The 14,869-nt window shown below is 63.5% G+C and carries 18 protein-coding genes; 9 read left to right on the top strand and 9 right to left on the bottom strand.

The genetic code is table 11. The annotated features are described in order from the left end of the window. Positions 1-13 precede the first annotated feature (13 nt). Entirely contained in the window at positions 14-916 is a 903-nt protein-coding gene (locus tag JYP46_RS02180) for a DMT family transporter (protein ID WP_206547134.1), read from the bottom strand. A gap of 169 nt (positions 917-1,085) precedes the next feature. Between JYP46_RS02180 and JYP46_RS02185 the strand changes: the two genes are divergently transcribed. After that, entirely contained in the window at positions 1,086-1,283 is a 198-nt protein-coding gene (locus JYP46_RS02185; RefSeq protein WP_206544705.1) for a hypothetical protein, read from the top strand. A 93-nt stretch (positions 1,284-1,376) separates the two neighbouring features. After that, positions 1,377-2,075 carry a pyrimidine 5'-nucleotidase gene (locus JYP46_RS02190; RefSeq protein WP_113156190.1) on the top strand — a complete coding sequence of 233 codons (699 nt, stop codon included), beginning with the start codon at positions 1,377-1,379 and terminating at the stop codon, positions 2,073-2,075. A 99-nt stretch (positions 2,076-2,174) separates the two neighbouring features. On the opposite strand, the gene JYP46_RS02195 is transcribed toward JYP46_RS02190, so the two are convergent. The 3 genes from JYP46_RS02195 to JYP46_RS02205 are packed head-to-tail and all read right to left on the bottom strand — an operon-like array spanning position 2,175 to position 4,025. Continuing rightward, the gene (locus JYP46_RS02195) at positions 2,175-2,711 is read right to left on the bottom strand and encodes a copper chaperone PCu(A)C (protein WP_206547135.1); all 537 of its coding nucleotides are present in this window, start codon (positions 2,709-2,711) and stop codon (positions 2,175-2,177) included. A gap of 52 nt (positions 2,712-2,763) precedes the next feature. Further along, positions 2,764-3,168, bottom strand: coding sequence for a DUF2946 family protein (locus tag JYP46_RS02200; RefSeq protein ID WP_206547136.1), 405 nt, complete (start codon positions 3,166-3,168; stop codon positions 2,764-2,766). Between the two features lie 17 nt (positions 3,169-3,185). Beyond that, the gene (locus JYP46_RS02205) at positions 3,186-4,025 is read right to left on the bottom strand and encodes an LOG family protein (protein WP_206547137.1); all 840 of its coding nucleotides are present in this window, start codon (positions 4,023-4,025) and stop codon (positions 3,186-3,188) included. Positions 4,026-4,179: 154 nt separating this feature from the next. Here JYP46_RS02205 and dapD point away from each other — a divergent pair, with 154 nt between their 5' ends. From dapD to JYP46_RS02225, 4 genes are all read left to right on the top strand, one after another. After that, the gene (gene dapD, locus JYP46_RS02210; RefSeq protein WP_113154311.1) at positions 4,180-5,034 is read left to right on the top strand and encodes a 2,3,4,5-tetrahydropyridine-2,6-dicarboxylate N-succinyltransferase; all 855 of its coding nucleotides are present in this window, start codon (positions 4,180-4,182) and stop codon (positions 5,032-5,034) included. A 20-nt stretch (positions 5,035-5,054) separates the two neighbouring features. Beyond that, positions 5,055-5,426 (top strand): DUF805 domain-containing protein, encoded by a 372-nt coding sequence (locus JYP46_RS02215; RefSeq protein ID WP_113154312.1) that lies wholly within the window; start codon positions 5,055-5,057, stop codon positions 5,424-5,426. Between the two features lie 61 nt (positions 5,427-5,487). Next, positions 5,488-6,675, top strand: coding sequence for a succinyl-diaminopimelate desuccinylase (gene dapE / locus JYP46_RS02220; protein ID WP_206547138.1), 1,188 nt, complete (start codon positions 5,488-5,490; stop codon positions 6,673-6,675). A 2-nt stretch (positions 6,676-6,677) separates the two neighbouring features. Further along, complete coding sequence (locus tag JYP46_RS02225) at positions 6,678-7,271, top strand: transporter (protein ID WP_206547139.1); 594 nt, start codon at positions 6,678-6,680, stop codon at positions 7,269-7,271. A 40-nt stretch (positions 7,272-7,311) separates the two neighbouring features. Here the strand turns inward: JYP46_RS02225 and JYP46_RS02230 are convergent, their stop codons facing one another. Both JYP46_RS02230 and JYP46_RS02235 read right to left on the bottom strand, forming a co-directional pair. Continuing rightward, entirely contained in the window at positions 7,312-9,708 is a 2,397-nt protein-coding gene (locus tag JYP46_RS02230) for a DUF3772 domain-containing protein (RefSeq protein ID WP_206547140.1), read from the bottom strand. A gap of 74 nt (positions 9,709-9,782) precedes the next feature. Then, the gene (locus JYP46_RS02235; protein ID WP_206547141.1) at positions 9,783-10,958 is read right to left on the bottom strand and encodes an MFS transporter; all 1,176 of its coding nucleotides are present in this window, start codon (positions 10,956-10,958) and stop codon (positions 9,783-9,785) included. 51 nt (positions 10,959-11,009) lie between these two features. Here JYP46_RS02235 and JYP46_RS02240 point away from each other — a divergent pair, with 51 nt between their 5' ends. The 3 genes from JYP46_RS02240 (at position 11,010) to JYP46_RS02250 (ending at position 12,494) form a co-directional block, all read left to right on the top strand. Then, positions 11,010-11,549 carry an Lrp/AsnC family transcriptional regulator gene (locus JYP46_RS02240; RefSeq protein WP_206547142.1) on the top strand — a complete coding sequence of 180 codons (540 nt, stop codon included), beginning with the start codon at positions 11,010-11,012 and terminating at the stop codon, positions 11,547-11,549. 89 nt (positions 11,550-11,638) lie between these two features. Continuing rightward, complete coding sequence (locus JYP46_RS02245) at positions 11,639-11,983, top strand: ArsR/SmtB family transcription factor (RefSeq protein ID WP_206544802.1); 345 nt, start codon at positions 11,639-11,641, stop codon at positions 11,981-11,983. Next, on the top strand, positions 11,976-12,494 hold the full coding sequence (locus JYP46_RS02250) for an SRPBCC family protein (protein ID WP_206547143.1): 519 nt from the start codon (positions 11,976-11,978) through the stop codon (positions 12,492-12,494). Before JYP46_RS02245 ends, JYP46_RS02250 begins: the two co-directional genes overlap by 8 nt. A gap of 80 nt (positions 12,495-12,574) precedes the next feature. Here the strand turns inward: JYP46_RS02250 and truA are convergent, their stop codons facing one another. From truA to fmt, 3 genes are read right to left on the bottom strand one after another with little or no spacing between them, the layout of a single operon-like run. Continuing rightward, positions 12,575-13,318, bottom strand: a complete 744-nt coding sequence (truA, locus tag JYP46_RS02255) for a tRNA pseudouridine(38-40) synthase TruA (RefSeq protein ID WP_206547144.1) — start codon at positions 13,316-13,318, stop codon at positions 12,575-12,577. Positions 13,319-13,320: 2 nt separating this feature from the next. Next, positions 13,321-13,824 (bottom strand): GNAT family N-acetyltransferase, encoded by a 504-nt coding sequence (locus tag JYP46_RS02260; RefSeq protein ID WP_206547145.1) that lies wholly within the window; start codon positions 13,822-13,824, stop codon positions 13,321-13,323. After that, complete coding sequence (gene fmt / locus JYP46_RS02265) at positions 13,821-14,756, bottom strand: methionyl-tRNA formyltransferase (RefSeq protein WP_206547146.1); 936 nt, start codon at positions 14,754-14,756, stop codon at positions 13,821-13,823. The genes JYP46_RS02260 and fmt overlap by 4 nt, the downstream gene beginning before the upstream one ends. Between the last annotated feature and the right edge of the window lie 113 nt (positions 14,757-14,869).

Raw genomic sequence — 14,869 nt, forward strand, 5'->3', positions numbered from 1 at the left:
TGCCAGAAGTAGCCTACCAGAGCACCAGCAGCAGAATGCCCGCGACGATCAGCAGGCAGCCTGCCACTTCCGTGCGGTTGATGTGTTCACGGAAGAAGAAGACGGAGGAGGCGAAGGTGAAGATCATCTCGATCTGCGCCAGCGCCTTCACCACCGCCGCCTGTTGCAGGGTCATGGCGGTGAACCAGCCGAGCGATGCCGCAGCGCCGACGAAGCCCACGAAGAGCGAAGGCTTCCAGGCCTGCGCGATCCTGCCCACCTCGGCGCGGTCGCGCCACAGCATCCATGCCAGCATGATGACGGTCTGAAAGCTGATGGTGACGGCGAGCGTCGTCGTCGCCTGCATCAGGTAGTTCGGCCCGCCAAGCGAGAGCGAGGCCGCGCGATAGGCCACCGCCGTCACGCCGAACAGCGTGCCCGAGGCAAGGCCGATCAGCGCCGTGGGGCTGATCAGCGAGCGGAACAGATTGCCCCAGCTCATCGGCACGCGGGCGACCGAAATCAGCATCACGCCGATCACCGTCACCGCGATGGCAACCAGCGCGCCGAAACCGGCGACCTCGCCAAGCAGGACGAGACCGAAGATCGCGGCCTGCGCCGGTTCGGTGCGCGAATAAGCGGTGCCGACAGCGAAATTCCGAAAGGAAAAGAGATAGATCAGCAGAAACTGCGCGGAGATCTGCCCCAGTCCGCCAAGAATGGTCCAGGCAAGAAAGGTGCCGTGAATTTCGGGGATCCCGTAGCCGGCGGCAAAATGCAGCGCCAGCCACAGAGCAAGCACGAAGGGCATGCCGAACCCGAAGCGCACGAAGGTCGCCCCGGTCGTTCCCATCACACCCTTGAGGTGCTTTTGACCGACGGAGCGCAGGTTCTGCAGAAAGGCGGCGGCGATGGTGATCGGTATCCAGAGTTCCATGCTTCGCCTTCTGTCGTCTTCCGGCTCAATTGCCTTGGGATGTTGTCGCAAACGTGTATAGTCACCGCGGCAGCGAAAGAAAACTGCCACTTACAGGCCTCTGCCCAGACAGGATCGACCCAATCCAAGTGCTGGCCTGCCACCCTCTTGAAGACGAGGAGAGCAGAGGATGAAATACGTTCTGGTCACGATCTATCTGGGCTTCCGGACCGTCGGAATGACGTCTGCGGAGTTCAACAGCGCGGGCGCCTGCGAGAATGCGAGGAACCGCCTGGACGTGGGCACGCTCTCGCGAACCCAGTCCTTCTGCATCAAAAAGGGACTGAACGTGGACCGTTTGCCTGTCCCGGCATCCGACGGACAATGAAGCCGCACTGGCACAAGACACGTGCTCACCTGGCAGGTGAAAACCCCCGCAACCGGATTGCCGGTGGCGCGGAAGGTCTGCCATAACGGAGGCATGAGAAACCAGCCCGCTCCCGACCGCTTCACCCACGTCACCGATTGGGTGTTTGACCTCGACAACACGCTCTATCCGCATCACAGCAATCTGTTCTCGCAGATCGATGTGAAGATGACGGCCTATGTGTCCGAGCTTCTGCAGCTCGACCGCACAGAGGCGAGAGCGCTGCAAAAGGATCTCTACAGGGAATACGGCACGACGCTCAACGGGCTGATGAAGCGCTACAACATCAACCCGGACGACTTCCTCGAAAAGGTCCACGACATCGACTATTCGTGGCTCGATCCCGATCCGAAGCTTGGTGACGCGATCCGCGCGCTGCCCGGGCGCAAGTTCATCTTCACCAATGGCGATCGCGGTCACGCAGAGCGTGCGGCGCGTCAGCTCGGCGTGCTCGACCATTTCGACGATATTTTCGACATCGTCGCCGCCGACCTTCTGCCCAAGCCGGCTGCGGCCACCTATGACCGTTTTCTGGCCCTTCACCGGGTGGTGGGCGAAAAGGCCGTGATGTTCGAGGATCTGGCCCGCAATCTGGCCGTTCCGAAGAAACTCGGCATGACCACGGTTCTCGTGGTGCCCAACAATTTCGAACCGGCGTTCGCGGAAATCTGGGAACAGGACCCGGATGAAGAAGACGATGTCGATTTCGTCACCGACAATCTCACCGATTTCCTGAAGAACATCCGGGTCTGATCCCGAACGAAAATCGGGCGGGCGCGATCACGCCCCGCCCGGTGGCTTCTGCCCCAATGACTTTTGCCCCAGGGGCTTCTAATGGCAGGAGCGTCGTTGCTAGTGGTTATGCCCCGCTTCGGGCATGCCGCCACGCGCCGGCCCGGCCATAAGCTCGAGTTCCACCTTGCCGGCCTTCTCGAATTCCAGCGTCACCGGAACGGTCTCGCCTTCCTGAAAACCCTTCTCCACCTGCATGAACATTATGTGCAGGCCGCCGGGCTCCAGCGTCACGCTCTCACCGGCCGGAATGGTCAGGCCGCCTTCAACCGGGCGCATCACCATCACGTCATTGTTCATTTCCATCGTGTGGATTTCCACCTTGCCGGCGCGCGGCGAGGCGAGGGCCGTGAGCGTGTCGTCTTCCGCGCCGGTGTTCTCGATCACCAGATAGCCACCGCCTGCGGGCTGGCCGGGCAGCATCGCGCGCACCCACGGATCGCTGATCCTGAGGTCGCCGGCCTGAATGGCATGGCTCATCGTGGCGTCGGCGGTTTCGCTTGTCGCCGCGTCCGCCTTTGGCGTGCTTTCCGCACTGGCGTTGAATGCAAGAAGGGGGAGGGCGGCTGCAGCCGCGAGGAGAATGTTGAAGCGCATTGTCTGTCTTTCTGTCTGATCTTTCAAAGGGCCGAAGCCCGGTTTGGCGGTGTCAGGCAGTCAGGGGCGGTGCGCGGATCGAGGGCGGCGTGTCGCCCCGTGTCGAGAGGCGGGCAGGTTGCCGCCATGCGGCGCGAATGCTGCGTTCGCGCGCCGGTGTCTGAAGCGCGGTCGCGGGAAGCGGCGGCGTTGCCGGTGCAAACTGAAAACTGCAGGAATGCCCTGTCAGGCAAAGCGGGCACTCGGCGTTTCGCGGGTGCTGGCGGTTCCCGTCAGCCGCCTTGCCGACCCCGTAGGTCGTGCAGATGACGAAGCCGTAGGAGGCCGGGGCGGCAGCCGCCACTGCGAGCGGCTGCAACAGGCCTATGACGAGCGAAAGAAGGCCCACGACCGCGAAAAGCTTCGCATCGCGGCGCAGGCTTTCAAACCAGCTCGTGTCGGCAGGGCTTGCCTTCATGCGTTTTGATCAGCCTCTCACAGTTCGTAGAATGCGGAGATCTTTTCCCAGGCTTCCTCCGCCGTGTCGACGAAGGTGATCAGCTCGTCGTCACCGGGGGAGATGGTGCCCTGCTCGGCGAGGAAGCCGAGGTCGATCGCGCCTTCCCAGAATTCCTTGCCGAACAGAATGACAGGCACCCGCTCCATGCGGCCGGTCTGGATCAGCGTCAGGGATTCGAACAGCTCGTCCATCGTGCCAAAACCGCCGGGGAACACGGCCACGGCTTTCGCGCGCATCATGAAATGCATCTTGCGGATCGCGAAATAGTGGAAGTTGAAGCAGAGTTCCGGTGTCACATAGACGTTCGGCGCCTGCTCATGCGGCAGCACGATGTTGAGACCGATGGAGGGCGCGCCGCAATCGGCAGCACCGCGATTGCCGGCTTCCATCACGCCGGGGCCACCGCCCGTCACCACAACATATTCGCGGTAATAGGATTTTGCCGATTCTACCGAGCACAGCCGCGCGAATTTGCGCGCCTCTTCATAGTAGCGGCTGTTCTTTTCGAGGTTCTTGCGCTGCGTCTCGTTCTTGGCCGCCCAGGCGTCACCGCCGGGCTCGGGCAGGCGCGCGCCGCCGAACAGGATCACGGTCGAGCGGATGCCACGCTCGGCCAGCACCATTTCGGGCTTCAAGAGCTCCAGCTGCAGGCGCACGGGCCGCAGCTCGCGCCGCGTCATGAAGTCTTCGTCATTCCAGGCGAGGCGATAGGTGTCCGCGCGGGTCTGGGGCGTATCGGGCACCTGGCGGGCGCGGCGCAGATCCTCGTCGGAATGCGGCAGAGGCGTCCAGCCATTCTCGTCTTTGGTTTTCATGTTCCTGTTTCCGTCCTTCGGTGCTTTGCCGCGCTGGCGCGCGATCCCGTGATTGACCGCCACACGCGCTTCGCATAGTTTCCGCGCCGGCCTTGGGTCCTTCTCCCAAACTTATGGCTGAGCCCTTAACAGCTTGTTCAATGGAGCCGCAAGCATGACGAACATCGATGTCGCCGCGCTGGAAAAGACAATCGAAAACGCATTCGAAGAGCGCGACGGCGTTTCGACTGAGACCCGTGGTGAGATCCGCGAGGCCGTCGAAGCCTCTCTCGGTCTGCTCGACAGCGGCAAGGCCCGCGTCGCAGAGCGTCAGGAGGATGGCTCCTGGAAGGTGAACCAGTGGCTCAAGAAGGCGGTGCTTCTTTCCTTCCGTCTCAACCCGATGCAGATCATCAAGGGCGGACCGGGCGATGCGGTCTGGTGGGACAAGGTTGCCTCCAAGTTTGATGGCTGGAGCGCCAATGAGTTCGAGAAGGCCGGTTTCCGCGCCGTGCCCAACGCCGTTGTGCGGCACTCGGCCTTTATCGCGCCGGGCGTTGTCCTGATGCCGTCCTTCGTCAATCTCGGCGCCTATGTGGGCGAGGGCACCATGGTCGACACCTGGGCGACCGTCGGCTCCTGCGCGCAGATCGGCAAGAACGTCCACCTTTCCGGCGGCGTTGGCATTGGCGGCGTGCTTGAGCCCATGCAGGCCGGCCCGACCATCATCGAGGACAACTGCTTCATCGGCGCGCGTTCGGAAGTGGTCGAAGGCTGCATCGTGCGCGAAGGCTCGGTGCTCGGCATGGGTGTCTATATCGGCAAGTCGACCAAGATCGTCGATCGCGCCACGGGCGAGATCTTCTATGGCGAAGTGCCGCCCTATTCGGTGGTTGTCGCCGGCTCCATGCCCGGCAAGCCCATGGGCAATGGCGAGCCTGGTCCCGGCCTTTACTGCGCGGTGATCGTGAAGCGTGTCGACGAGAAGACACGCTCCAAGACCTCGATCAACGAACTCCTGCGCGACTAACGGGCAGGCGGAGCGGCGCGATGACCAAGAATCAGATCTCATGGCTGTTCCTGGGTTTCTCCGGACGGGTCAGCCGCGCGGCTTTCTTTCTGGCGGGACTGCTTCTGGCGGTCCTGCAGGCCCTAGTGCTTTACCGCTTCACCCTGGCGCCGGAAGGCAGCGGCGCCAGCGGCGTGTGGGCATTGCTCTTCTGGGGCATGTTCATGCTGTCGGCATTCTCCTCGGTCGCGCTTGGCGTCAAGCGCCTGCACGATTTCGGAAAGTCCGGCATGTTCGCCTTCGCACTTTTCGTTCCGATGGTTTCGATCCTCGCCTTCATCGTTCTGTGTCTCTATCCGGGCGATCCTGGCGCAAACGAATATGGCGAGCGGACCAACGCGCCGAAGCAATAGAGGGCGGTGGCGGTGTCTTGCTGCGTGACAGCCGCGCGCGGTTGGATTATCCCTCTCACCTATGACACTGCCTACCGATCCCGCGGCGAATCTCGCCGAGCTAATCCGCTGTCCTTCCGTCACGCCGGTCGAAGGTCAGGCGCTTTCCGTGCTTCAGGGCATGTTGAAGGCGCTGGACTGCACGGTCGAGCGTCCCGTCTTCTCCGAGGATGGCACCCCCGACATTGAAAATCTCTACGGCAAGCTTGCCGGAGACGGCCCGCATCTGATGTTTGCCGGGCACACGGATGTGGTTCCGCCGGGCGATGAAGCCGCCTGGAAGCACCCGCCCTTTGCCGCCGCGATTGCCGATGGCCAGATGTATGGCCGCGGCGCGGTGGACATGAAGGGCGGCATTGCCTGTTTCGTGGCCGCGCTTGCGCGCTATGTGAAAACCCATGGCAAGCCGAAAGGCTCCGTTTCGTTCCTCATCACGGGCGATGAGGAAGGCCCGGCCATCAATGGCACGGTGAAGCTTCTGGAATGGGCCGCAGAACGCGGCGAGAAATGGGATGCCTCCATCGTCGGTGAGCCGACCAATCCCGATGCGCTCGGCGACATGATCAAGATCGGCCGTCGCGGGTCGCTGTCCGGCCGCATCACCGTCAATGGGCGTCAGGGCCATGTGGCCTATCCGCACCGTGCAGACAATCCGGTGCCGGGGCTTATGCAGCTCCTCGAGGCGCTGCTCGAACAGCCCTTCGATGAAGGCACGAAGGATTTCCAGCCAAGCAATCTGGAAGTGACCACGGTCGATGTGGGCAACAAGGCCACCAATGTCATTCCGGCGCGCGCAAGCGCTGTTTTCAACATTCGCTTCAACGACACGTGGAGCGCGGAAAGCCTGCAGGCCGAAATCCACAACCGGCTGGATCGCGCCGCAGCCGCAAACCGACTGCGCGGCAATGCGGACGAGCCGGTGGATTTCGACATCGAATGGCTCGGCCGGCCAAGCCCGGTCTTCCTGACGCGTGATGACAGGCTGGTCGCAACCCTTTCGGCTTCGGTCGAAGCCGTCGTGGGCGCGCGGCCCGAGCTTTCCACGTCCGGCGGCACGTCGGATGCGCGTTTCATCAAGGATTATTGCCCGGTGGTCGAATTCGGCCTTGTCGGACAGACCATGCACATGGTCGACGAGCGCGTTGCGCTGGCCGATCTGGAAACCCTCACGCAGATTTATCTGCGCTTCCTTGAAGACTGGTTCGCCTGACAATGCCGTCCTTTGCCGAGATCCAGCAGAATTTTGCCGGCGTCTGGCGCATGATGATGGGGCGTTCCGAGGGGCTGCGCCTGCTCGACCTGTCGGCTGACGGGTTCTGGAATTCCTTCTTCGCCATTCTGGTCGCCTTCCCGCCGCTTGTGGTCGGGTGGGTGACCATCTCAAACGAGCTGGCGGGCGGCGAGGTTGTCGCGGCCCGGTTCGCGCTCTTCAATCGCCTGATGGTCACGGATATTGCCACCTGGGTCATCCCGTTCGCCATTCTTGCGCTGGTGGCGCGGCCGGCGGGCATTGCGGACCGCTTTGTGCACTATGTGGTGGCGAGCAACTGGGCGTCCGCGCTTTTTTCGTGGATCACGCTGCCGGCCATGCTGATCCGCCTGTTCATCCCGGCTGCGGCGGAACTCGCCAATCTTCTCACCTTCGTCATCTTCATCGGCACGCTTGTGCTCTCCTGGCGTCTGACGAATGCGGCCATCGGCAAGGGGCCAGCCGTCGCTTCCGCCGTCTTCGCGGCCATGTTCGCAGCCTCGCTCGGCGTTCTGTTCACCTTTGAGGGGCTTCTGGGGCTGACGCGCGCAGGCTAGGGTCTGAAGCAGCCCGTGAAGCCTTTCTAGGGTCCTGACCCTAGGCAGGGTCGGGCGCGGGTTTCGGCGCCTGTCCGCCATCGCGTCTGGATGTCACCGCGTCGACAATGTCTCCCACATTGCGCAGGCTCACATCGCGTTGCGGGAAGGGTATCTCGATGCCTGCCTCGCTGAGCGCCCTGTAGATCTCGAACAGGAGATCCGATCTGGCCGACAGCACGGAATAGACATCGTTGACGAAGCAGCGCAGCTCGAAGTCGAGCGCGCTTTCGCCGAGCCCCATGAACAGCACCACCGGTTCCGGATATTTCAGCACAAGCCGGTGCGCCCGCGCTTTCTCCAGTAGAATTTCGCGCGTCTTTTCCAGATCGCTGCCATAGGCGACACCCACCGGCACGATCAGCCGCCCCGTGTGGCTGCTCAGGGTCATATTGGTCACGGTGCCGGCGATCAGGTCTGCATTGGGCACGATCACCTCGTGCCGGTCGAAGGTTTCGATGCGGGTGGAACGCACGGAAATCTTGCGCACGATGCCTGAGTTGCCGGCCACCTCGATCCAGTCGCCTTCCTTGATGGGCCGCTCGATCAGGAGAATGATGCCTGAAATGAAGTTCGACACGATGGCCTGCAGGCCAAAGCCGATGCCCACCGAAAGCGCGCCGGCAACGATGGTGATGCTCGAAAGGTCCAGCCCGGCTGTCGACACCGCGATCAGCGCGGATAGCGTGATGCCCACATAGCCAAGCCCGGTCACCACCGCATTGCGCCCGCCGCTGTCGAGGCGTGTCTTGGGCAGAACGGTCGTGCTCAGCATGCGCTGAAGCCAGCGCGTCAGGATCACGCCGATCACGAAGATGGCGACGAGCATCACCACCACGCCGAATGAAATTCGGGTGCCGCCGAACTCGACACCCTCGGTCAGCAGGATCCAGACATCGGAGATGTCGGCCTCCCGCGCGCCCCAGATCAGGGCGAACAGCGGCAGCGTGGCAAGCGCCACGATGGTGGCGGCCGCAAAAGGCATCAGCGAGGAGACGGCCTTCTCCTCGCGAACCGCGATGTGCGAGGCCGAGACAAGCAGCCGGTAGACGGCAAGCGCCACACCAAGCAGGCCGAGCGAGCGGATCATGGGACCGAGTGCATCGCGGGCGATTTCCACATAGCCCGCAAGGGAAAAAACGACGGCGGCAATGGCGGCAAGGCGGATCAGATAGGCGATCAGCGCGCGGGGATGAAACGCCGTGGCGTCCTCATGGTCCGCATCTGTGCGCGCGGTGGATTCTTCCGGCGGTTTGTCCGATCTGGCCAGAAGCGAAGCCAGTCTCCACAGGAGCAGGCTTCCCAGAAGGACCACCGTGGTTGCCAGAACAGAGCGTGTTTCCGGCGCAAAACTGTAGTCCTTCTCCATCTGCTCCAGCATGATTTCCAGCGCCAGCATGCCGCCGAGCCCAAGGCAGATACGGGTCGCGGTCCGGGCCGCCCTGTCGGACATTTCAACAAAGCGAAAACCGGGCAGCGTGGGGGCGAAAAGCGCATGGCCCAGCCAGTATGAGAACACCAGCAACATGGGCAGCGTAAGCGCAATCGTGTTGAGCGAGCGCCCTTCATAGAGCGTCAGCCCGAGGCTGGCGAATGCGCCGAAGAAGAGCAGGCCGGCAATCAGCGGCAGAATGAAGCGGAGCGCCAGCGAAAGGCCGAGCAGCAGGTTGCGCCGGATCGGGCGGATCGCGGCATTCACCCCGGCATCCATCCGGCGCAGAATGAATGGCTGGATCGCCAGCAGCATCACCAGACTGCCGCCGAAAAGCGCCAGCGCGATCGGGATGCGCTGGCGCGAAAGCAGGCCGCGCGTCGGGTCGCGCACTGCGCCGGAAACCTCGCTTGCAACGCCACTCAGATAGTCGCCCAGTTCTGCAAAGGCGGGCAGCCAGCGGGTTGGCACAAGTGGCGAGGGAATGCGCTCGAACAGGTCCGTTCGCTGGCGTGAGCGTATCAGCTTGTCGATCTCGTCGATCAGCACTTCGGCGCGGTTGAAGGCCTGTTTTGCGGCAAGGATCGGCTTGTTGGCGGCGTCAAACGCTTCCGTCAGCTCGGCGCGGCGGGTGGCGATGGCGGGTGTTTCCTCCGCGCCGTCAGCCGGTGGCGGGCCGAGCGCATCAAGCTGCGCCTGCAGGGTGAGCGTGAGAATGTCGCCGCGCTCGATAATCTCGAACGCTTCTGTGCGCTGCCCCGCAATTTCGGTCCTCAGCGCCTCAAGCGCATCGGTGGAAGCCCGCCGGTTTCTGAGCGCTTCTTCCGCGCGGGCAGCCGAAGCATCCCACCTTATCATCAGCGTGTCGATGTCCGGCGGCGTGTCGGTCTGCACCTGTGCGGCGGCTGTCCGGATGGGGGCTGCGAGCAGAAGAAGGATCAGGAACCCGGTCCAAAATCGATGCATGGCGTACCCCGATTGCGAATGCAGTCAGGGCATAGTGCCCGCAATCGGGACCATGAACAAGGCGCGGCCGCGGGTCAGCGCGCAGCGGCGATGGCTGCAAACAGCATTAGAAGCGCGGCCATTGCCGCCGTCGCTCCAAGCCCGAACCCCGCATAGACCGGCCCGAAAGCGAGCGTCCCGGCAAAGGCGGCGATATAGGTCGTGGCGCTGTTCAGTCCCATGATCGCGCCCCGGCGCGTGGGCGCGATGCCGGTCAGCCGGACAATCAGCATGTTGAGGCCCAGATGGTTCGCCAGCCCCCAGACGAAGGCAATGGCGAGCAGGGTCTCGAAACTGTCCGCACCCCAAAGGATCGCCAGATAGACCGCCGCCACAAAGGCGAAGGCGAAAGGCAGGAGATTGCGGACGCCCAGATTCTGCACCGGCCTGTCGAGCAGAACCGCCGCCCCGAAACCGAGTCCGTAGACCAGCGTCAGCAGCCCGTTGGCGCTGACCGGCCTGCCGAGCGCATTGGCCAGATGGTCGCCGACATAGGCGTAGACGCCATAGAAGGAGCCCATGAACGCGCCGCAGGCCAGAAGCAACGGCACGAGCCCCGGCGTGCGCAGGGCCGCCAGCGGGGCCATGGCGGGCTCCTCTGAGAGCGTGTCCCGGCGTCCGTTGAAGGCGAGCACGAGAAAGGCGCCCACCGCCAGAAGGCAGACCAGCGCAAACACCGCGCGCCAGTGCAGCATGTCCGCCAGAACCGCCGACAGGGAGACGCCCGCCACGAGGCTCAGGGTCCAGCCGGTCAGGACGATGCCGACCGTTTCGGTCTCGCGCCCTGAAGGAGCGACGGTCGCCGCATTGGTGTAGATCGCCGGCAGCGCGATGCCTGCCGCAAGGCCCGCGACGAGTTGCGCCGCCACCAGAACCGCCAGCAGCGGCGCGACGGCGCTGACGCCCAGCGCGAATGCCAGAACGGCAAAAGCCATCCGCAGCATGCGCCACGCGCCCAGCCGGTCGATGTGGCGGGCGAGGAAAAGGGCGCTGCCCGCCGTGCCCAGACCGAACGCCGCCGAGGCGATCATGACGCCCTGAACCGACGCGCCAAGAGAGCGCGACACTTCCGGCGCGATGGGCGAAAGAACAAGTGAATTGCAGCCGATCACCGCCACGCAGCCGGTGAGCAGAAAGACCGTTGGCGGAATGCGCGTGTCCAGCACAAGCGCCAGGTCGCCATCGACAGGTGTTTGATTGAGCTTCGACATATGCGCATAATGTCCGAACCAAATTAAGCTTCAATCGGAATTTGCCGAACCATGAAAGAAACAGATGATATTCACGCGCTGGCCTCCGCAACCCAGCAGCTCGACCCCATGGACCGAAAAATATTAGCCGTCTTGGTCGAAGACGCGACGGTCAGCTACGCGGAGCTGGGCAAGCGGGTGGGCCTTTCCGCACCTGCCGCGCATGAGCGCGTGAAACGGTTGAAGAAAAGCGGCGCGATCCGCCGGATGGCCGCGCTCATCGATCCCGGCGCGGTGGGCAAGGGGCTGCTGGCCTTCATTCACGTCGACACAAGCGGCTGGGGCAAGACACCGGCGTTGATGGCGATTGCCGAATGTCCCGAGGTGGAGGAAGTGCATTCGGTGGCGGGAGACGCCTGCATGCTCCTGAAGGTGCGGGCCGCTTCCACGCGCGCGCTCGAAGGGCTGCTCGCCCGGCTCTACGACACGCCCGGCGTCAAGGCGACACGCAGCTATGTGGTGCTCTCCACCTATCTGGAGCGCCCGCCGCAGCCGGGCATCACGCCATCCTGGCCGGTGCCGAAAGCCGCGCGGCCCGCCGAGATTGTCTAGATCTTCGTGGAGTGCTTGCGGCTGCGATACAGGTCGGTCGCTTTCATTTAGGTCTTGACCTAAGTGAAGAATCTGCTATGCTTAGGTCAATGCCTAAGCAAAAGCCACTTATCGAACAGACTTTCGCTGCGCTTGCTGATCCAACCCGACGCGCAGTGATCCGGGCGCTAAGCGAAGGGGATGCAACCGTATCCCGGTTGGCGGCTCCATTTGACATGGCGCTGCCCTCCTTCACGCAGCACCTTGGCGTTCTGGAAGATGCAGGTCTGATCGTGTCGAGACGCGAGGGGCGGAGCCGTGTCTGTTCGTTGAATCCATCGGCTTTGAGAAGCGCCGAAGAATGGATGGCTTCCCAACGGCGACAATGGGAGAGCCGCCTGGATCGTCTTGAAGCTCACATTGCAAAGACAAGGACGGAGAAATCAGATGATTGATAAGCCCGCAGCTCCGGCTTCGCCTTGGGAAACCTGGCCGCTGGACAAGGAAATCGTCATCGCGCGTGTCGTTGATGGTGATCGCGAAACGGTCTTTCAGGCGTGGGCCGATCCGAAGCAAATCGTGCAGTGGTTTGGACCTGGGGGTTTCCAGATCGAGTCCCATGAAGTGGACATTCGGGCAAACGGCGTCTGGCGTTTCGACATGATCGCCCCCGACGGTACGCGGTTTTCCAACCGGATGGCGTTTCTGCGGATCGAGACCCCGGTTCTGATCGAACTCGATCACGGCCGGGATGTAGACAACGATCCGGACCGCTTCCGGCTTCTGGTCACTTTTGATGAGCAGGATAACGGCAAAACCGTTGTCACCCTGCGCCAGATGCACCCGACGCCGGAGCGCCGCGCCGCCGTTATCGGATTTGGTGCAGTCGAGTTCGGCACACAGACGCTGAACAAACTTGCAGATCACGTTGCCGGGAAGGCTGGTGCCGCAGCTGTCCGGGGCTGACGGTTCGTTTTTGGCGTAACGCTTCTGCTGCCGCTTCCTCTCACTGTGTCAGCGGCATTCTGGTGCGGGGGGCGCAGAGCCTAGTAGTCCACCTGCGTCAGGTAGAGCCCATGCGGGGGCGCCACCGGGCCGCAGGCCTTGCGGTCGCGTGCTTCCAGCGCCCGCGTCACCGCGTCTGCGTCCCAGCCGCCTTCGCCTACACGCTTCAGCGTTCCGGCGAAGGACCGCACCTGATTGTGCAGGAAGGAGCGGGCCGAGGCGCGGATCTCCACAAACGCGCCGTCACGGGTCACGTCGAGCTTTTCCAGCGTCTTGATCGGGCTCTTTGCCTGACACTGGGCCGCGCGGAACGTGGTGAAGTCATGCGTGCCGATCAGCCGCTGCGCCGCCTCGTTCATGGCGTCCACATCCAGCGGCGCGGCCACATGCCAGGCATGGGCGCGGTCCACCGTCAGCGGCGGGCGGCGGTTGTGAATGCGATAGAGATAATGGCGCGCCCTGGCGGAAAACCGGGCGTCGAAATCGTCGGCCACCTCGGCGGCCTCGATCACGGCCACGGTTTCCTTGGCCATGGCCAGCCGCGCATTGATGGCGTTCTGCACGGTGCGCGCGGTCCATTCACGCGTCAGGTTGAAGTGGGCCACCTGCGCCAGCGCATGCACGCCGGTGTCGGTGCGTCCTGCGCCAAACAGCGTAACCGTCTCACCGGAAAAGGCCAGAATGGCGTTCTCCAGCGCGGCCTGCACCGAATGATGCGTGGCCTGCCGCTGCCAGCCGAAATAGGGGCCGCCATCATATTCGATGTCGATGCGAAAACGCGCCATGGTCAGAGCCCGCCAAAGGCCGGTGCGTAGACCAGCCGTCCTGTTGTTGGTGTCGCGCCCCAAAGGGCGGCCTGCAGCGCTGCGCACTGATAGTCGCTGTCGAAGGCGGCTGCATCCTCATGCGTGTAGCCGAAACGTCCGTAATAGGCCGGCTCGCCGAGCACGATGGAAAGCGTCTCGCCGGCAGCTCTGAGATGCCGATGCGCTTCCTCGACAAGCTGTGCGCCGATGCCCTGCCGCTGGTGCTCCGGCAGAACGGCAAGCGGCGCGAGCGCCACCGCCGGAAAGCTGCCGCCGCCACTCTCGACGGTCAGGCGCGAGAAAAGCACATGGCCGCAGATCGCGCCGTCATCGGCTTCGGCCACCAGCGCCAGCACGGCGTCACCCGCCGCGTGAAGGGCCGCAACAAGCCCGGCCTCGCCATCGCCGTCAAAGGCGGCGGTCAGCAGGGCATGAACCGCATCGCGGTCGGCCTCAGTCTCCGGGCGGATGGTGATGGCGCTCATGGGAGCACGGTCCCCTTTTCAAGCTTCGCGCCCCGCAGGAAGTCCACCGCCTTCATCGGCTTGCCACCGGCGCGCTGCACTTCGCTCAGCCGCACCGCGCCATCGCTGCAGGCAATCGTCAGCGTGTCGTCCAGCACCTCACCGGGCGCGCCTTCGCCGCTGGCGAGCACCGTGCGCAGAAGTTTCACGCGTTCAGGCTTGCTGCCGAACTGCATTTCGCACCATGCGCCGGGGAAGGGCGAGAGCCCGCGAATGTGGTCGTGCACTTCCTTCGCGGGACGGGACCAGTCCACCCGTGTCTCGTCTTTCAGGATCTTCCTGGCGTAGGTCGCGCCGTCTTCGGGCTGCGGGGTGAGTTCAAGCGCGCCTTTCTCAAGCGCATCCATCGCCTTCACCATCAGCGCCGCGCCTGTTTCGCGCATGGCGTCATGCAGTTCGCCGCCGGTCATGTCGGGGGTGATGGCAAGGCGCTCCGTCATGGCGACAGGGCCGGTGTCCAGCCCCTCGTCCATCTTCATCACCATCATGCCGGTTTCTGCATCGCCGGCCATGATCGCGCGCTGGATCGGAGCCGCGCCGCGCCAGCGCGGCAGAAGCGAGGCATGGCCGTTGAAGCAGCCAAGGCGCGTGCCTTCCAGAATGGCTTTGGGCAGCAGCAGGCCATAGGCAACGACAATCGCCGCATCCGCATTGAGCGCGCTGAACTCTGCCTGTTCTTCTTCGCTTTTCAGCGATTTCGGTGTGCGCACCTCGATGCCCAGTTCCTCGGCGGCGCGGTGTACGGGCGATTTGGTCAGCTCAAGCCCGCGCCGTCCGGCGGGGCGCGGCGGCTGGGAGTAGACGGCCACGATTTCGTGACCGGCCCCGGCCAGCGCCTGAAGGGTGGCGACCGAGAAATCCGGTGTGCCCATGAAGATGAGACGAAGTGCCATGCCGCGTGTCCGATGCGTCCAGTAAACGAAATGAGCGCATCAGCGCCCATGCGGGTGCTTGAAGCGGATTTACCGGTTGAAGGTCAAGCCCCGAAGGCTGAAATGCCCGTATC

The sequence above is a fragment of the Nitratireductor aquimarinus genome (assembly GCF_017255295.1).
Classification (GTDB): Bacteria; Pseudomonadota; Alphaproteobacteria; order Rhizobiales; family Rhizobiaceae; genus Nitratireductor; species Nitratireductor aquimarinus.